The organism is Georgenia thermotolerans (assembly GCF_009193185.1).
In the GTDB taxonomy this organism is placed as follows: domain Bacteria; phylum Actinomycetota; class Actinomycetes; order Actinomycetales; family Actinomycetaceae; genus Georgenia; species Georgenia thermotolerans.
Genome location: NZ_VUKF01000004.1, coordinates 97,690 through 115,605, shown reverse-complemented (window position 1 = coordinate 115,605; position 17,916 = coordinate 97,690). Strand labels below are relative to the sequence as shown.

Below are 17,916 nucleotides of genomic sequence, written 5' to 3'. Positions count from 1 at the left end.
CCCTCGCCCTTGCGTAGTATCTGAAAACATATACGATGGCATCCTGCGAGGCAAGCCTGGAACCGTCCAGCGGGTCTCGAGAAGACAGCGACGTCGTATCGACACAGGAGTCAGCAAGAGATGAGTTCCTCTCCCACCGTTCCCCCGGGCGCGACGCCCGCGGGGACCACCACCCTCACCGCCGTCGACGAGACGCGGGACCGCAGGCGGGTCGTCTTCGCGACCGTCATCGGCACCACCGTCGAGTGGTACGACTTCTTCACTTACGCCTTCGCCGCCGGGCTCGTGTTCGGCCCCGCCTTCTTCTCCGGGCTCGGGGAGAACAGCGTGCTGCTCTCGTTCGCCACCGTCGGCGTGAGCTTCCTCTTCCGCCCCTTCGGCGCGTTCCTGGCGGGCCACCTCGGCGACAAGTACGGCCGCAAGCTCGTCCTCATGGTCACCCTGATCATGATGGGCGCGGCCACCGCCCTCATCGGCGTGCTGCCGACCTACGCGGCGATCGGGGTGGCGGCGCCGACCCTGCTCATCCTCCTGCGGATCGTCCAGGGCATCTCCGCCGGCGGCGAGTGGGGCGGTGCGGTCCTCATGGCCGTCGAGCACGCCCCGGACAAGAAGCGCGGCCTGTTCGGCGCGGGCCCGCAGACCGGTGTCCCGCTGGGGCTGCTGCTCGCCTCCGGCGTCATGGCCCTCATGGCGATGATCGCCCCCGGCGACGCCTTCATCCAGTGGGGCTGGCGCGTGCCGTTCCTGCTCAGCGTCGTCCTCATCCTCGTCGGGTACTACGTGCGCCGGAAGGTCGAGGAGAGCCCGGTCTTCGCCGAGCTGGCCGAGCGCAAGCAGGAGGCGCAGATGCCGATCCTGCGGCTCTTCCGCAAGCACACGGTGCTGGTCATCGTCACCGCGCTCGTCTTCGCCGGCAACAACGCGGTCGGCTACATGACGACCGGTGGATACATCCAGAACTACGCGACCAACCCCGACGGGCCGCTCGCGCTCGACCGCAGCCCGGTGCTGTGGGCGGTGACCGGCTCCGCCGTCACGTGGCTGCTCTCGACGATCGTCGCCGGCTGGGCCTCGGACTACCTGGGGCGGCGCACGACCTACGTCCTCGGCTGGGCGATGCAGCTCGGCGGGGTCTTCGCCCTGTTCCCGCTGGTCAACACCGGCAACGTGGCGCTGCTGTTCGCGGGCCTCGCCCTGCTCACGATCGGCCTGGGCTTCACCTACGGCCCGCAGGCGGCGCTCTACTCGGAGCTCTTCCCGGCCTCGATCCGGTTCTCCGGCGTGTCGGTCTCCTACGCCATCGGTGCGATCCTCGGCGGCGCCTTCGCGCCGATGATCGCGACGGCCATCGTCAAGGCGACGGGCGGGACCGCGGGCGTGACGACGTACCTCGCCGCGATGACGATCGTCGGCCTCCTCGCCACGCTGCTGCTGCGTGACCGCTCGGGCATCCCGCTCGGGCCCGACCACGAGGCGGAGCAGCAGGTCAGCCCGATCCGCGGGCTCGCGCAGGCCTGATCCTCCGACGAACCGCGACAGGGGCGGGGCCGACGTCGGCCCCGCCCCTGTCGTTCGTCCGGCGCCGGATCGTGCCGGCGTGGCGCGCGCCCTGACTCTCGGGCCGGTCCCGGCCGCCGTCAGTCGCCCAGCGCCTCGCGGATCGACGTCGCGCTCGCCGCGAGCCGTGCCCCGATCGCCGCCGGCTCGGTGCCGCTGGCGACGTAGACGACCGCGACGGCGGAGGGGGAGCGCCCGCGCAGCCGCAGGGGCACCGCGACCGACTTCACGCTGGGGATGACCTCGTCGTGGCTCTGCGCGTAGCCCCGGGGGCCCGCCGCGGCCACCTCGGCGGCGAGCTGGGCGGAGACCCCGGACGGCCACTCGGACTGGGGGAGCGCCGCGAGGATCGCCTTGCCGGGCGCCCCGACGCTCACGGGGTGCCGCGTCCCCGGCCGCTGCGCCACCGAGGCCACCGCGTGCCGCGGCTCGACGCTGACGAGGGTGACGCACTCGTCGTGGTCGAGCACGGCCAGGAAGCACGTCATGCCGAGCTCGTTGGCGACCGCGGTGAGCTCGGGCAGGGCCTCGGCCTGGAGGTCGGGGGCCACCCCGGCGGCGAGCGACGCCATCCGCGCACCCAGCGCGACCCGACCCGCCTGGTCGCGGGTGACCAGGCCGTGGTCCTCGAGCGTGCGCACCAGCCGGTAGGCGATGGAGCGATGGACGCCCAGGCGCTCGGCGAGCTCGTCGATCGTCAGCGGCTCGCGCCCGTCGGCAAGCAGCTCGAGCACGCGGATGCCCCGGCTCAGCGTCTGCGACGCCGGCGCGCTCGCCTGGCGCACCTTTCCCGGCCCGGCGCTCATCCCCGGCCCCCAGGGCGGTTGCGCGCGTCACACATCATCGTATACGTTTCCGTTCGATAGTAGAGTTGCGTGTTCGACTATAGAACACAGTGGTTCGGTCCGACACACCTCGACACCGATGTCCGAGAGGGAATCGCCATGCAGTTCCACCACTACGGCTATGTCTCCGGCGAGCCGCGCGTCCAGCCCGCCGCGGGGGTCGGCCTCGACCGTCCCGACGAGCTGCCCGACGAGGTCGACGTCCTCATCGTCGGCACCGGCCCGGCCGGGATGATCGCGGCGGCCCAGCTCTCCCAGTTCCCGGACGTCACCACCCGGATCATCGATCGCCGGCCCGGCCGGCTGGAGATCGGGCAGGCCGACGGCATCCAGGCGCGCAGCGTGGAGACCTTCCAGGCCTTCGGGTTCGCCAACCGCATCATCGAGGAGGCGTACCGGATCACGGAGATGTGCTTCTGGCGGCCGGACCCGAGCGACCCCACCCGCATCGTCCGCGGCGACCGCCCCAAGGACGACCCGCACGGGATCAGCGAGTTCCCCCACCTCATCGTCAACCAGGCCCGCGTGCTGGACTACTTCGCGGAGTTCATGGTCAACTCGCCCAGCCGGATGAAGCCGGACTACGGGTACGAGTTCCGCGGCCTCGAGGTCACCGGCGAGGGCGAGTACCCCGTCGCCGTGACCCTCACCCACACCGCGGGCGAGCGACTGGGCCAGGACCGCGTCGTGCGGGCCAAGTACGTGGTCGGCGCGGACGGCGCCCACAGCGGCGTGCGCCAGTCCATCGGCTGCACGATGAAGGGCGACCAGGCCTTCCACGCCTGGGGCGTCATGGACGTCCTGGCGGTCACCGACTTCCCCGACATCCGCACCAAGTGCGCGATCCAGTCGCACACCGGCGGCAGCATCCTGCACATCCCCCGCGAGGGCGGGCACCTGTTCCGCATGTACGTCGACCTGGGCGAGGTGGACCCGAAGGACAACGGCGCCGTCCGCCGCACGACGATCGAGCAGATCATCGCCAAGGCCAACGAGATCCTGCACCCCTACACCCTCGACGTGCGCCACGTCGCCTGGCACAGCGTGTACGAGGTCGGCCACCGGGTCACCGACCGCTTCGACGACGTGCCCGCCGCGGAGGTCGGCACCCGCACGCCGCGGGTCTTCATCGCCGGCGACGCCTGCCACACCCACAGCGCCAAGGCCGGCCAGGGCATGAACGTCTCGATGCAGGACGGGTTCAACATCGGCTGGAAGCTCGGCTACGTGCTCTCGGGCCGCAGCCCGGAGAGCCTGCTGGCCACCTACTCGGCCGAGCGGCAGGTCATCGCGCAGAACCTCATCGACTTCGACAAGGAGTGGTCCACGCTCATGGCGAAGAAGCCCGAGGAGTTCGCCGACCCGGCCGAGCTCGCGGACTTCTACGTCCGGACCGCCGAGTTCCCTGCCGGCTTCATGACCCAGTACCCGCCGTCGATGCTCGTCGCCGAGCCGGTCCACCAGGACCTCGCCACCGGCTTCCCGGTCGGCAAGCGCTTCAAGTCCGCCCCGGTGACCCGGGTGGGCGACGCCAACTCCGTGCACCTGGGCCACCACCACCGGGCCGACGGCCGCTGGCGCGTCTACGCCTTCGCCGACGCCGCGGCCCCGGGCCAGGCCTCGGCCCTGACCGACTGGGCGGCCTGGATGGCCGGCGCGCCGGACTCCCCGGTCGTCACGCACACCCCCACGGGCGCCGACCTCGACAGCCTCTTCGACGTCAAGGTGGTCTACCAGCAGCCGCACACCGCCTTCGACATCACCGCGGTGCCCGACCTGTTCCTCCCGCGCAGCGGGCCGTTCCAGCTCGTCGACTACGAGAAGGTCTACGCCGCCGACCCCGAGCAGGACATCTTCGACCTGCGCGGCATCGACCGCGCCGGGTGCGTCGTCGTGGTCCGGCCCGACCAGTACGTCGCGGCCGTCCTCCCGCTCGACGCCACCGCCGAGCTCGCCGCCTTCTTCCGCCAGCACCTGCTCGTCCCGGCCCCGCAGCCGGTGGGCGCGTAAAGGAGTCCCATGACCGACAACCGCCAGACCCAGCTGCTCGACGCCCGCGAGGCCGAGCTCCTCGCGGGCGTGCCCGACGGCCTGTTCATCGCCGGCCAGTGGCGCGCCGGCGAGCGCGGCACGCTCGACGTCACCGACCCGGCGACCGGTCAGGTCGTCAAGACCATCGCCGACGCCTCGGCCGCCGACGGCCGCGCGGCGCTGGACGCCGCCTGCGACGCCTTCCCGGCCTGGGCCGCCACGCCGGCCCGGGAGCGGGGTGAGCTGCTGCGGCGGGCCTTCGACCTCCTCCAGGAGCGCAAGGAGGAGTTCGCGCTCCTCATGACCATCGAGATGGGCAAGCCGCTCGCCGAGGCACGCGGGGAGGTCGCCTACGGCGGGGAGTTCCTGCGCTGGTTCGGCGAGGAGGCCGCGCGCATCCAGGGCCGCTACGGGCCCAACCCGGAGGGCACCGGTCGCATGATCGTGTCCCAGCACCCGGTGGGCCCGTGCTTCCTCATCACGCCCTGGAACTTCCCCCTCGCGATGGCGACCCGCAAGATCGGCCCGGCCCTCGCCGCCGGCTGCACCGTGGTCGTCAAGCCCGCCGCGCTGACCCCGCTGACGACCCTGTACTTCGCCAAGCTGCTCGAGGACGCCGGGCTGCCGAAGGGCGTGGTCAACGTCGTGACCACCTCCAGCTCGGGCGCGGTGTCGGAGCCGATCATCCGCGACCCGCGGCTGCGCAAGCTCTCCTTCACCGGCTCGACGGGCGTGGGCCAGCGCCTCCTCGAGCAGGCGGCGCAGGGGGTCCTGCGCACGTCGATGGAGCTCGGCGGCAACGCGCCCTTCGTCGTCTTCGACGACGCGGACCTGGACAAGGCGGTCGACGGCGCGATCGCGGCGAAGTTCCGCAACATCGGCCAGGCGTGCACCGCCGCCAACCGGCTGATCGTGCACCGCGCCGTCGCCGAGGAGTTCGCCCGCCGGGTCACCGAGCGTGTCCAGGGCTTCGGCATCGGCCGCGGCACCGAGGACGGGGTGACGATCGGCCCGCTCATCAACCAGTCCGCCGTCGACAAGGCCGCCGCGCTGGTGGACGACGCCGTCGAGCGCGGCGCGAGCGTGCGCACCGGGGGCCGCCCGGTCGAGGGGCCCGGCACCTTCTACGAGCCCACCGTGCTCACCGACGTCCAGCCGGGCAGCGACATCCTGCGCGAGGAGATCTTCGGGCCGGTGCTCGCGATCGTGCCGTTCGACACCGAGGACGACGCCGTGCGCCTCGCCAACGACACCGAGTACGGCCTGGTCTCCTACGTCTACACCGAGAACCTCGCCCGCGGGCAGCGCATGATCGAGCGGCTCGAGACCGGGATGATGGGGCTCAACGTCGGCGTCGTCTCCAACGCCGCCGCCCCGTTCGGCGGGTGGAAGATGTCCGGGCTGGGCCGCGAGGGCGGCGCGGAGGGCATCCACGAGTACCTGCAGACGAAGTACACGCTGACGCCGAACCCGTTCTGAGGGGCCGCAGGGGCCGTCATCCGCGCCCCTGCGTGGCCGTCATCCGCGCCCGGCGCTCGCCGGCGCGGATGACGGCCACCCGGCGTCCGGCCGGTCGCGGGGTCAGGCGGGCGCGCTCTGGGCGGCCCGGGCGGCCAGGTACTCGTCCAGCGTGCGGAGCTTGTGCGCCCGGGCGGCGCGCTCGACCTGGTCGACCGGCGCGCCGGTGCTGATCAGCCGCAGGATCTCGTCGTGCTCGGCCACCGAGGCGTGGCTGCGGTTGGGCATGATGACGAAGCTCGAGCGGCGGATGAAGGACATCCGCTGCCACTCCCGCTGCAGCAGCTCGAGCAGGCGCCCGTTGGGGCATGCACCGCACAGCACCTGGTGGAACTGCTCGTTGAGCTCGGTGAAGCGCACCGGGTTGAAGTCGGCGCCGCGCAGGTCGCGCATCCGCTCGTTGAGCTCGCGCGCCCGCTCCAGCTCCTCCGTGCCCAGGTGCGGCGCGCCGACGCTGGTCGCGGCGCCCTCGAGGTAGGCGAGCACCTGCATGGTGTCCGCGTAGTCCTCGGTGTCGATGCCGGCGACCTCCGCGCCCACGTTCCGGGTGAAGGTCACCAGGCCCTCGGCCTCGAGGCGTCGGACCGCCTCGCGCACCGGCACCGGGCTGACACCGAGGTCACGGGCCACCTGGTCGAGCACGAGCCGGTATCCCGCGGAGTACTGCCCGGAGAGGATGTGGGAGCGCAGCTCCCGGTAGACCATCTCCGACTTCGACACGGTTCCCGGGGCAGTCGCCTGCGCCATGGTTCATTCCCATCTGGTCGTGCTCACAGCACCGGCCATCTCTGGTCGTGCTCACAGCACCGGCCATCGTATCCGACCGCGTCCGGGCGGGGACGGGCGGGGCCGGCGTCGTCCGGCTCGCCGCGCACCGCCCGCGAGGTGGCGCGGTGAGCGCCGGGGGAGAGGACACGCCCGGACGGCGGACCGGCCGCGGCGGGGCGACGTCGTCCGCCGCGGAACAGACGCCGTCCCTCCGGTGTTGGGATGGACACGGGGCGTCGCCACGATGGTGAGATCCGCGACCGCAGGCGGATCTGGCCGGTCGACGCGCTAGCATGGACGTGTCAAGGGCTTTCCGCCGTGCTCGTCTCTCGACGCCGTCGCGTGTCGAGGCCGGTGAGCGGCCCTTGGTCGGAGGAGCTGCGGCTCCGGGATGGCCGGCTCGGGTGTGCGGTGATCGCGCGTCGACGGTCGGTTCACGCTCCGGCGGACCCCGCGGGTCCCGCCGAGGGCCCCGCGCCGCTCGCTCCGGTGTGCGTCCGTGCCCCGCACGGGCGCCCGCGTCAACGTCTCTGGCGTCCGTCGCCAGACCTAGAGGAGGACCGTTTGGGTCGAGCAGCCCAGAAGGCAGGCACACGCCGCCCCGCCACACGTCAGCGGCGGGCACGTCACCACGACGAGGACGGCATCATGCCGGTGCTCGCGCGGGTCGTGCGCGAGGTCGAGGCGGCCGTGCAACGCCGCCGGGTGGCACCGTCGGTGCGCACCAAGTTCCAGGTGGTCGCGCTGCTCGTGCGCGAGGAGCGCGCCCGGGTGAAGGCGGACGACACCCTCACCGAGGCCCGACGCGCCGAGCAGCTCAAGCGCCTCGACGGCATCGCCGTCATCCTCGCCAAGACCGCGGCCCGCGACACGTCCCTGCTGGGGCTGCTCGACGACGACGCCGTCGTCTCCGAGCACGCCCGGGCGCTCAAGGTCGAGCTCCTGCACGACGCCGGGCTGGACCCGGCGCCCGAGGACGTCGCGCCGCCGGAGCCGGTGGAGACGGTCGAGACCACGGGGCGCCAGGTGGTGCCGCCGTCGGTGGTGTCCCGCCAGCTCGCCAACCCCTTCCTGGCCCCGGACTTCTCCGCCGTGCAGAAGCGGCTGAGCCGGCCCCGCCGCCTGGCCGGCTGGGAGCTGCTCGGGCCCCTGTTCCGGGCGTTCGAGCTGGGCGGGGCGTCGTCGTGCATGGACCTGCCCGAGCCCACCGCGGGCTTCGCGCCGGCCGGCCTGACGCTCATGCCGCACCAGGCGCGCCTGGTCGCGGCCGCCGCGGCGGGCCAGCGGACCTTCCTGCTCGCCGACGAGCCGGGTCTGGGCAAGACGGCGCAGGCGCTGCTGGCGGCCGAGGCGGCCCACGCCTACCCGCTGCTCGTCGTCGTCCCGAACGTCGTCAAGACCAGCTGGGCGCGCGAGGCCGGGCGCTGGACCCCCCAGCGCACCGCCAGCGTCATCGACGGCGACGGGGAGAACGTCGACGGCTTCGCCGACATCATCATCGTCAACTACGACGTGCTCGACCGGCACGCGGGCTGGCTCGGCGAGTTCGGGTTCCGCGGCATGGTGGTCGACGAGGCGCACTACATCAAGAACAAGAAGTCCCAGCGCTCCCAGCACGTGCTGCACATCGCCGACAACCTCCGCCTCCGCGCCGGCGACCCGCTGCTCATGGCCCTGACCGGCACCCCGCTGATCAACGACGTCGAGGACTTCCGCGCCATCTGGCAGTTCCTCGGCTGGATCGACGACACCAAGCCGGTCGGTGAGCTCATGGAGGCGCTGGAGGAGACCGGCCTGAGCCCCGCCGACCACGGCTTCTACGCCGCGGCCCGCACGTGCGTGATCGAGCGCGGCATCGTGCGCCGGCGCAAGATCGACGTCGCCGCCGACATCCCCGCCCGGCGCGTCGCCGACCTGCCCGTCGAGCTCGACGGCGAGGCCGGGCGCTCCGTCCGCGAGGCCGAGCGCAAGCTCACCCGGCGCCTGGTGTCGCGCTACGAGATGGCGCTCGAGGCCCGCCACCCCGGCGGCCTCGTCGACGGCATCGACCACGACCTCGTGCTCCAGGTCGCCCGGTGGGAGCGGGCCGGCAAGTCCGGCCCGGAGTCCGGCGAGAACGTCTTCAGCATGATGCGGCGCATCGGCCAGGCGAAGGCCGGCCTCGCCGCCGACTACGCCGCGGAGCTGGCGCACAACGTCGGCAAGGTGGTGTTCTTCGCCAAGCACGTCGACGTGATGGACGCCGCCGAGAAGGTCTTCGCCCGGCGCGGCCTGCGCTTCGCGTCGATCCGGGGCGACCAGACGCCGTCGGCCCGGCAGAAGAACATCGACGCCTTCACCAAGGACCCGGACGTCGCCGTCGCGGTGTGCTCGCTGACCGCCGCCGGGGTGGGGCTCAACCTGCAGGTCGCCTCCAACCTGGTGCTGGCCGAGCTGTCGTGGACCGACGCCGAGCAGACCCAGGCCATCGACCGCATCCACCGCATCGGGCAGGAGGAGCCGGTCACGGCCTGGCGCATCATCGCCGCGCAGACCCTCGACGCGCGCATCGCCGAGCTCATCGACAGCAAGGCCGGGCTCGCCGCCCGGGCGCTCGACGGGTCCGACGAGGAGGCGTCCGCCTCCGCCGACGTCCAGCTCGACGCGCTCGTCGCCCTGCTCACGGACGCGCTCACGGAGTCCGCGGCCCTGGTCGCGGTGTAGCCCGCGCCGCGGCGCGGGCGCAGGGCGACCGCCCGCATCGCGGTGCAGGCGCGTGGCAGGGGCGCCGCCGCGGCCGCCGCGGCCGCGCGTGATGTTGGCGACCTCCGCGTGCCCGGGCGCCGCCGACCGCGTCGGCATGTGGTGGTGTGTGAGGAGCTGAACGGTCGAGCGGTGAGGAGGCACGCCCATGGCGCACGTCGGCGACGTGGAGCTCGAGCAGGTCACGCGGGACGTCGAGCGGGCCCTCCGGGAGCCGGACCTCGGCCAGCTCACCCGGGTGCTCGCCCCGCTGCCGGTCCCGGAGGTCGTCGGCGTCCTGGAGCGGCTGGGCCGGCGGGACGGGGCGGTGGCCTACCGGCTGCTGCCCAAGGACGTGGCGCTGGAGGTCTTCGAGGGGCTGGACCCGGCGCTGCAGGGCGACCTCGTCCACGGGCTGCAGGACGAGGAGGTCGCCCAGGTCTTCGCGCGGCTGAGCCCGGACGACCGGGTCGGCCTCCTCGACGAGCTCCCGGCCTCGGTGGCCAGCCGGCTGCTGCGCGGGCTCGCCCCGCGCGAGCGCGAGCTGACCGCCGTCGTGCTGGGCTACCCCGCGGGCTCGCTCGGCCGGCGGATGAGCCCGGGCTACATCACCCTCCATCCGGAGATGTCCGTGTCCGCGGCCCTGCACCGCGTCCGCTCCCGCCTCGACGACGCGGAGACGGTGTACACCCTGCCTGTCGTCGACGACGAGCGACGGCTGGTCGGCGTCGTCAGCCTCCGCGACCTCATGCGGGCGGAGGGAACCGAGCGCGCGGTGGGCGAGCTCATGCAGCCGCCCTACGCCGCCCTCGCCACCGCCGACGCCGAGACCGCGGCGCGGCGCTGCGCGGACCTGAAGCTGCTCGCGCTCCTCGTCGTCGACGAGGAGGGCCGGCTGGTGGGCATCCTCACCGTGGACGACGCCCTGCGGATCCTCGAGGACGCCGAGAGCGAGGACCAGGCCCGCAGCGCCGGGTCCGAACCGCTGCGCCGCCCCTACCTGTCCACCCCGGTGCGCACCCTGGTGCGCTCCCGGGTGGTCTGGCTGCTCGTGCTGGCCGTCGGCGCGACGCTCACCGTCCAGGTGCTCGAGGTCTTCGAGGCCACGCTCTCGCAGATGGTGGTCCTGTCGGTGTTCATCCCGCTGCTGATCGGCACCGGCGGCAACACGGGCAACCAGGCGGCCGCGACCCTGACGCGGGCCCTGGCGCTGGACGACGTCTCCCCGCGCGACGCCCTGCGGGTCGTCGCCCGGGAGGTGCGGACCGGGCTGAGCCTCGGGCTCATCCTCGGCGGCGTCGGCTTCGCCGTGACGTCGCTGTTCTACGGCGCGTCGGTGGGCGCCGTCGTCGGGCTGACGCTGCTGGCCATCTGCACGCTGGCCGCCACGGTGGGAGGGGTGATGCCGCTGGTCGCCCGGACGCTGCACGTCGACCCGGCCGTGTTCTCCAACCCGTTCATCACCACCTTCGTCGACGCCACGGGGCTGATCATCTACTTCCTCATCGCCCGGGTCGTGCTCGGCCTCTAGGCCTCCCGACGGCGCCCGGCAGGCAGGCCGACGGCGCTCGGCACGCGGGCCACCGCGAGGCGCCCCGGCATGCAGGCCACCGGCGGGCGAGAGATGCTGTCGTCGCCGTCCCGCGCGGCCCTGCCCGGAACGCGGTCACGCGGTCGAGGTGTCGAGAGGATGTCGAATGAGTGCTGCGCCGACCGTCGAGACGGTTCTCCAGGGACAGGCGGACCTCAAGGAGTGGCAGGAGGGGGTGTACCGCGACCTGCACGCGCACCCTGAGCTTGGCCACCAGGAGACCCGGACCGCGGGGATGGTCGCCGCCGAGCTGCGCGAACGGGGCTTCGAGGTGCACGAGCGGGTCGGCGGCACCGGCGTCGTGGGCGTGCTGGCCAACGGCGACGGGCCGGTGGTGCTCATGCGCGCCGACATGGACGCCCTCCCCGTCGCCGAGGCGACCGGGCTGCCCTACGCCAGCACCGTGCGCACCACCGACGCCGACGGCCACGAGGTGCCGGTGATGCACGCGTGCGGGCACGACGTCCACGTCGCCTGCCTGCTCGGCGCGGCCCGCCTGCTCGCGGGGGCCCGGGACGGGTGGTCGGGCACCTTCATCGCGCTGTTCCAGCCGGCGGAGGAGCTCGCCGACGGCGCCGACCGCATGGTCGACGACGGGCTGGCGCGACTCGTCCCCAAGCCGGACGTGGCCTTCGCCCAGCACGTCCTGGCCTATCCCGCCGGCACCGTCGGCGCCCACCCCGGCCCGTTCCTCTCCCTCGCGGAGAGCATGCGCGTGACGGTCCACGGGCGCGGCAGCCACGGGTCGATGCCGCACCTGGCCGTCGACCCCGTCGTCCTCGCCGCGATGATCGTCGTCCGCCTGCAGGCGGTGGTCTCCCGCGAGCTGCCGCCGGGGGAGTTCGCCGTGCTGACCGTGGGCAGGGTCGCCGTCGGCTCGAAGAGCAACATCATCGGTGACCACGCCGTGCTCGAGCTGAACCTGCGGGCCTACAGCGAGGAGACGCGCTCCCGCATGGTCGCCGCCATCGAGCGGATCGTCCGGGCGGAGTGCCAGGCGTCGGGCTCGCCGAAGGAGCCGGAGTTCGAGACCTACGACCGCTACCCGCTGACCGACAACGACCCGGCGGTCACCGCCCGGGTCGCGGCGGCGTTCCGGGCGCACTTCGGGGACGCGGTGCAGGACTACGGGCGGCAGACCGCCAGCGAGGACTTCTCGGCCGTGCCCAACGCCCTCGGCGTGCCCTACCTGTACTGGGCGATCGGTGGCATCGACCCCGACCTCTACCGGGACGCGGCCGCCCGGGGGGCGCTGCTGGAGGAGATCCCGGGCAACCACTCGCCGAAGTTCGCGCCGGTGATCGAGCCGACGCTGGAGACGGGGACCGCCGCCGCCGTCGTGGCGGCCCTGGCCTGGCTGGCGCCGTCCGGCCAGGATGGAGACACGTCGTCAGCCGAGAGCTGAGCGGCGTCACCCACGGCGCCGGGCCGCGACGTGCCGCGAGATCGCGGCGGCTGCCTCGCCGGCGGTCCCACAGTTGTCGACGGCGGTCCCGCAGGGTCGTCGTCCCAGGAGATGGAGGTCGTGTGGTCCTGCACGTCGCTGAGGTCGCCCGGGCGCTGGACCTGCTCGGCGTCTTCGCCTTCGCCGTCAACGGCGCGTTCACCGCGGTGGAGAAGACCCGGGTCGACATCGTCGGCATCCTCAGCCTGGGCATCATCACCGCGCTGGGTGGTGGCATCATCCGCGACCTGTGCATCGGCTCCGTCCCACCGGCGGCGTTCACCGACCGCTACTACCTCGGCATCGCCGCCGGGGGCGCGCTGCTCGCCTTCTTCGTCAGCAGGCTGCCCCGGCTGCTGCAACGCCCCATGCTCGTGCTCGACGCCATCGGCCTGAGCGTGTTCGCCGTGTCGGGCGCCCAGAAGGCCCTCGCCTTCGGGCTCTCTCCGGCCCCCGCGATCCTCCTCGGTGCCGTGACGGCGGTGGGCGGAGGGACCATCCGCGACGTCCTCATCCGGGAGGTCCCGTCGGTGCTCAGCAGCGGCCTGTACGCGATCCCGGCCATCATCGGCGCCACCATCACCGTCCTGACCGTCGCGTACGACCCACGCCTGGCGGTCTGGGGCGCGGTCGTGGGGGCCGTGGTGTGCTTCGTGATCCGGATGCTCGGCCTGCGGTACAACGTCGACGCCCCCACCGGCCTGCGCCGCGGGGAGCGGCACGGCTGACCGGCGTCAGCGGGCCGGCCGGCGTCGAGGTCCGCGACACCCGCCGGCCGGCACCGGCGTCAGCGGGACCGGCCGGACACCACCGGGACCACGGCGCCGACGACGATGAGCCCGGCGCCGAGGACGGCGAGGAGGGAGAGCGGCTCGCCGAAGGCCGCCGTACCGATCATCATCGCCACGACCACCTCCCAGTACGACAGCCCCGAGAGCTCGGCGGCGCGCAGGTGCTTGCCGGCGACGACCAGCAGGGCCAGCGCCACCAGCCCGCACACGAGGAAGAACCCGACGGCCCACATCCAGTTGGCCGTCGTCATCCCGGACAGGTCGGGGCGGGCGAGGGCCACCATCGCCGCGGTGGCCAGCGTGCCGAAGGCGAAGTTCCAGAAGCTGCGCACGTCGGCCGGCATGTCCGTGCGGTAGCGGTAGCACAGCAGGGCCGCGCCGTAGAAGATCCCGGAGACGGTGCCGAGCACCACGCCGAGCGCGTACTGGTCGGAGACCACCGTCGGCTCCCCGCCGACGAGGCCGGCGGCGAACATCATGCCGAGGAAGCTGGCGCCCAGGGAGACGAGGTCGGGGCGCGAGACGCGCTCCTTGAGCAGGACCCGGGCGAGCAGCGTCGCGAGGACCGGGCCGATGTAGTGCAGGACGACGGCGAGCGAGAGATCGATGAGCACCGTCGCGGACAGGTACGTGGCGAGGGAGACGCCGAGGAAGACCCCGCCGAGCACGACCGACCAGGACAGGCGGGTGCGGCGCAGCAGGCCGAGGTGCCGCGACAGCGCGAGCATGACCAGCATGCCCAGCGCGCCGACGAGCATCCGGCCCAGCGTGAGGGCCTCGCCGAGCACCGCGCCGGGCGGGGTGGCCATCCGGCCGAAGAGCCCGGCGGCGCCCATGGCGGTCGCGGAGACGACGATGGCCACGACGCCGAGACGACGGCTGGTCCGCGGCGCGGCGGGGGCGGTGGAGACGGCACGAGGTGCGTGGACGCGCGCGGGCGCGTCGGTGGAGAGAGCCACAGAACTCCTCGGGACAGGGTGCGGCGAGCGCACCGGGGGATGGTGTCTCCCCGCTCTGTCATCGGACCTGAGAGCTTTCGCGGGCCGGACCCGCTTACACCGTCGGTGAACCCCGCAGGGTTGCTTTCCAGAGGAGCCTCGCCGGCGGCGGTCTGGGGGCCTGAGAGATTCCCGGGGAGGTTGCTCCTTCGGCGCCCGCTCGCGCGGGACTCTCCCGCCGCGGTTCGGTGGCATGTTCACTTGTCGCTCATCAGTATGCCTCATCGGACGGCATTGGTTCACAACGGTGCGGTCTCTCGGCCCGCGGCCCTCGGCGCTCGGCCCCTCGGCGCTCGCCTCGCCGGCCGGCGGCTCGCAGTCGGGAGGCCGGCCCGTCCTCGGTCGGGGACAATCGCGGCATGGCCACGGAGACCGACCACCTCGAACGCTGCATCGAGCTCGCCGCCGAGGCGGTCGCGGCCGGGGACGAGCCTTTCGGCTCCGTCCTGGTCGGCGGGGACGGCCAGGCCCTGGCCGAGGACCGCAACCGGGTGGTCACGCGGGCCGATCCCACGGCCCACCCCGAGCTGGCGCTGGCCCGGTGGGCCGCGATCCACCTCTCGCCCGCGGAGCGCGCCGCGGCGACGGTGTACACGTCGGGCGAGCACTGCCCCATGTGCTCGGCCGCGCACGGTCTGGTGGGCCTCGGGCCGATCGTCTACATCCACTCCTCGGCCCAGCTTGTCGAGTGGCGGCGGGCCTTCGACCTGCCGCAGCCGCGCGTGAACCCGCTGCCCATCCAGGAGGTCGCCCCGGGGGTCCCGGTCGAGGGGCCGATGGCCGGCCTGGACGACCGCATGCACCTCCTTCACGCGAAGTACCTGCGCGCCCTGCTCGACGAGGCGTGAGCACCGCTCACCGCCGCGGCAGCGCCACGGCCAGGGCGGCGGTGACCAGGGCGACCACCGCGGCGGCGGTGAAGGCGGCGGCGAACCCCGGCGCCGACAGGCCCGCCGCCGGGCCCGCCCCCACGCCCCCGGCCGCCGTGGCCACGGCCGTGAAGGCCGCCAGCCCCAGGGCGGCGCCCACCTGGGTGCCCGAGCCGGCCAGCCCGGAGGCCAGGCCAGTGTGCGGTGCCGGGACGCCGGCGGCGATCACCATGGTGGTCGGGGTGAAGCTCAGCGCCACACCGGTGGCCACGAGCAGCAGCGCGGGCAGCACGTCGACGGCGTACAGCGCCTCCACGGGCGAGCGGGCGAGCCACAGGTGGCCGGCGGCCAGCACCACCAGGCCGACAACCATGCTGCGCCGCGGCCCGAGCGCCCGGAGCACGCGGGGAAGGAGGGCGAGCGAGACCGCGAACCCGGCGAGGGAGGTCGGCACCATCGCCAGGCCCGCCACCGCGGGCGCCATGCCCAGCGCCTGCTGGAGGTAGAGGGCGACCAGCACGAACGTCGTGGCGCGCGCCGCCCCGCCAAGGACGCCGAGGGCGACGCCGAGGGAGACCGTGCGGGAGCGGAAGAGCTCCAGCGGCACGAGCGGGTCGGCGACGACCCGCTCGACGAGCACGAACGCCGCCAGCAGCACCGCGGCCAGGGCGGCGCTGGAGAGCACCGTCGTGGAGGCCCAGCCCTGCTCCGGGACGGCGAGCGCGGCGCGGATGAGGGCCAGCACGGCGCCGGTGATCGTGGCGGCGCCGAGGGCGTCGAAGCGGCGGCGGGCCCCGCCGCGGGTGCCGTCGAGCAGGCGGGGCGCCAGGACGAGGCCGGCCAGGGTCACGGGCACGGACACGAAGAACACCCACGACCAGCCCAGCGTCCCGGTCACCAGCCCGCCGGCGACGACGCCGGTGGCGCCGCCGAGCGTCGAGGCGGCCCCCCACGCGCTCATCGCCCGGGCGCGCTGCCCGCCGGGGAACATGACCAGGAGGAGGGACATCGCGGCGGGGCTGAGGGCCGCGGCGCCGGCGCCCTGGACCACCCGGGCCGCGACGAGCACGCCCTCGCCCGGCGCGAGGCCGGCCAGGAGGGTGCCTGCCGTGAACACGGCCGATCCGGCGAGGAACATGCGGCGCCGCCCCACCACGTCGGCGGCGCGGCCGGCGAGCAGCAGCAGGGCCCCGAAGGTGAGCACGTAGGCGTTGACCACCCACGCGAGCCCGGCGGCGCTCAGGCCCAGGTCGTGCTGGACCGAGGGAAGGGCGACGTTGACGATCGAGGTGTCGAGCATGACGACGAACTGGGCCGAGACGAGCACCGCCAGGGCCGCCCGGCGCCGCAGCGAGCCCCCGGTCGTGCCGGCGACGGCGGGGGCGGCGGGCCGCGCCGTCAGCGCGCTCACCGGGTCACCGCCGCCGGGGTGGCCAGGCAGCGCCGGTAGGCCGCGGGGGTCCAGCCGGCCAGGACCTTCGCCCGCAGGGTCGCCCCGAGGCGGGCGTAGAACCGCTGCGCGGCGGCGTTGTCCGGCTCGACGCCCCACGTGAGGGTCAGGCCGTCGGGGTCGGCCAGCCCGGCCATCGCGGTGAGCAGGCGGCGTCCCAGGCCGGCGTCGCGCTCGCCGGGTCGCACGTAGACGTCGTCGACGGCGAGCACGTCGCCCCCGGTCCACAGGTGCAGGCGCCGCACGGCCGAGGTGTACCCGAGCGCCCGGCCGGCGCGCTCGGCCAGCAGCACGACGACGTCGTCGCGCTCGAGCAGCTCGGTCCACCGCGCGGCGGTGACCCGCACGTGGTCCAGGGAGTCCTCGTGCGCGGCGATCTCCCGCACCAGCGTGTGGACGGTGGCGGCGTCGGCCGGGGTGGCGCGGCGGACGACGACCGGGTCGGCGGGCGGCTCGGGCGCCCGGCTGGGGGTGGTGGTCACGGTGGTCGCTCCTCGGGGTGGCGGTCGGTGATGGTGCCAGGCTCCCGTCGGTGCCACCGCCCTCGCGCCGGTGAAACCACCGGGATCCCGGGGTTGCGACCGCGAAACCTCCGGTACGTGGGACGGGCCGCCCCTAGGCTGGCGATGCCGTCCCCCGACCCACCGGAGGTCCGCGTGGTGTTCCGCCGGCTCGTCCTGCCGCTGCTGGCCGCCGTCCTGCTGGCCGGCTGCGGCGTGGCCACCAGCCCCGCCCAGGTGGCGCCCGCCCGCTACGTCGAGGACCCGCTCGTGCGCGGCGGGGCCGAGGAGGTCTTCGGGGCCGACCGGGTGGCCGCCGCGTGGGAGGAGGTCTCCGCCTTCACCCTGCGCGAGTCCTTCCGCGAGGACCTCATCGACCCGCAGCGGACGACGTACACGCGGCGGGACCTCACCGTGGGGGTGGTGGAGCGCATGACCGCCGCGGCGGCGCAGGCCTGGATGGCGCAGGTCGACGCGGCGCTCGGGGGAGACGCGGCGGCGCAAGACGCGGTGCGGCTGCTGCGGTTCTACGACATCGAGGCGCCCGCCTCCCGGCTGCCGGCCGCGGGGGAGGTCGTGACGAAGCAGCACCTCACCGAGGGCGAGATCCGGCTCCTGCCCGGGACCGAGGCGGTGCCCGACCGGCTGGAGGTGAGCTGCCGGCTGGACGCGACGCTGCGGTACGTCGAGGACGGCGTCTCCTACGAGATCAGGGCGGTCAAGCCGCTGACGTACCGGCTCCGCCCCGCGCCGGCGGGGTACGGGCCCAGCTGGCTCATCGCGGAGTACGACGGCTCGCTCGAGCTCAAGGTGGTGCCCTGACCCGGCAC

Annotated in this window: 14 protein-coding genes and 1 riboswitch; of the genes, 9 read left to right on the top strand and 5 right to left on the bottom strand. The window is 73.9% G+C overall.

The features are described from left to right. Positions 1 to 120 precede the first annotated feature (120 nt). Positions 121 to 1,521 (top strand): MFS transporter, encoded by a 1,401-nt coding sequence (locus GD970_RS03140; RefSeq protein ID WP_152200631.1) that lies wholly within the window; start codon positions 121 to 123, stop codon positions 1,519 to 1,521. A gap of 119 nt (positions 1,522 to 1,640) precedes the next feature. Here the strand turns inward: GD970_RS03140 and GD970_RS03135 are convergent, their stop codons facing one another. Further along, the gene (locus tag GD970_RS03135; RefSeq protein WP_152200629.1) at positions 1,641 to 2,366 is read right to left on the bottom strand and encodes an IclR family transcriptional regulator; all 726 of its coding nucleotides are present in this window, start codon (positions 2,364 to 2,366) and stop codon (positions 1,641 to 1,643) included. 138 nt (positions 2,367 to 2,504) lie between these two features. On the opposite strand from GD970_RS03135, the gene GD970_RS03130 reads away from it, so the two are divergent. Further along, complete coding sequence (locus tag GD970_RS03130) at positions 2,505 to 4,415, top strand: FAD-binding monooxygenase (RefSeq protein ID WP_152200626.1); 1,911 nt, start codon at positions 2,505 to 2,507, stop codon at positions 4,413 to 4,415. A 9-nt stretch (positions 4,416 to 4,424) separates the two neighbouring features. After that, positions 4,425 to 5,915: an NAD-dependent succinate-semialdehyde dehydrogenase gene (locus GD970_RS03125; RefSeq protein WP_152200624.1), complete on the top strand. Its 1,491-nt coding sequence runs from the start codon at positions 4,425 to 4,427 to the stop codon at positions 5,913 to 5,915. Between the two features lie 102 nt (positions 5,916 to 6,017). On the opposite strand, the gene GD970_RS03120 is transcribed toward GD970_RS03125, so the two are convergent. Next, positions 6,018 to 6,701, bottom strand: a complete 684-nt coding sequence (locus tag GD970_RS03120; RefSeq protein WP_152200622.1) for a GntR family transcriptional regulator — start codon at positions 6,699 to 6,701, stop codon at positions 6,018 to 6,020. 669 nt (positions 6,702 to 7,370) lie between these two features. On the opposite strand from GD970_RS03120, the gene GD970_RS03115 reads away from it, so the two are divergent. The 4 genes from GD970_RS03115 to GD970_RS03100 all read left to right on the top strand — a co-directional run bounded on the left by GD970_RS03115 (position 7,371) and on the right by GD970_RS03100 (position 13,206). Next, positions 7,371 to 9,425: a DEAD/DEAH box helicase gene (locus GD970_RS03115; protein WP_211489669.1), complete on the top strand. Its 2,055-nt coding sequence runs from the start codon at positions 7,371 to 7,373 to the stop codon at positions 9,423 to 9,425. A 187-nt stretch (positions 9,426 to 9,612) separates the two neighbouring features. Then, positions 9,613 to 10,974, top strand: a complete 1,362-nt coding sequence (mgtE, locus tag GD970_RS03110) for a magnesium transporter (RefSeq protein ID WP_152200618.1) — start codon at positions 9,613 to 9,615, stop codon at positions 10,972 to 10,974. Positions 10,975 to 11,140: 166 nt separating this feature from the next. Beyond that, positions 11,141 to 12,439: an amidohydrolase gene (locus tag GD970_RS03105; RefSeq protein ID WP_152200615.1), complete on the top strand. Its 1,299-nt coding sequence runs from the start codon at positions 11,141 to 11,143 to the stop codon at positions 12,437 to 12,439. A gap of 128 nt (positions 12,440 to 12,567) precedes the next feature. After that, the gene (locus GD970_RS03100) at positions 12,568 to 13,206 is read left to right on the top strand and encodes a trimeric intracellular cation channel family protein (RefSeq protein ID WP_152200758.1); all 639 of its coding nucleotides are present in this window, start codon (positions 12,568 to 12,570) and stop codon (positions 13,204 to 13,206) included. 59 nt (positions 13,207 to 13,265) lie between these two features. On the opposite strand, the gene GD970_RS03095 is transcribed toward GD970_RS03100, so the two are convergent. Continuing rightward, the gene (locus GD970_RS03095) at positions 13,266 to 14,228 is read right to left on the bottom strand and encodes a DMT family transporter (RefSeq protein WP_211489668.1); all 963 of its coding nucleotides are present in this window, start codon (positions 14,226 to 14,228) and stop codon (positions 13,266 to 13,268) included. Positions 14,229 to 14,366: 138 nt separating this feature from the next. Next, positions 14,367 to 14,455: riboswitch (glycine riboswitch) on the bottom strand. A gap of 171 nt (positions 14,456 to 14,626) precedes the next feature. On the opposite strand from GD970_RS03095, the gene GD970_RS03090 reads away from it, so the two are divergent. After that, positions 14,627 to 15,115 carry a nucleoside deaminase gene (locus GD970_RS03090; RefSeq protein WP_152200612.1) on the top strand — a complete coding sequence of 163 codons (489 nt, stop codon included), beginning with the start codon at positions 14,627 to 14,629 and terminating at the stop codon, positions 15,113 to 15,115. A gap of 7 nt (positions 15,116 to 15,122) precedes the next feature. On the opposite strand, the gene GD970_RS03085 is transcribed toward GD970_RS03090, so the two are convergent. Next, positions 15,123 to 16,547 (bottom strand): MFS transporter, encoded by a 1,425-nt coding sequence (locus GD970_RS03085; protein ID WP_152200610.1) that lies wholly within the window; start codon positions 16,545 to 16,547, stop codon positions 15,123 to 15,125. Further along, positions 16,544 to 17,068, bottom strand: coding sequence for a GNAT family N-acetyltransferase (locus tag GD970_RS03080; RefSeq protein ID WP_152200607.1), 525 nt, complete (start codon positions 17,066 to 17,068; stop codon positions 16,544 to 16,546). Before GD970_RS03080 ends, GD970_RS03085 begins: the two co-directional genes overlap by 4 nt. Before the next feature lie 144 nt (positions 17,069 to 17,212). On the opposite strand from GD970_RS03080, the gene GD970_RS03075 reads away from it, so the two are divergent. Further along, positions 17,213 to 17,908, top strand: a complete 696-nt coding sequence (locus tag GD970_RS03075; RefSeq protein WP_152200605.1) for a hypothetical protein — start codon at positions 17,213 to 17,215, stop codon at positions 17,906 to 17,908. The last annotated feature ends 8 nt before the right edge of the window (positions 17,909 to 17,916 follow it).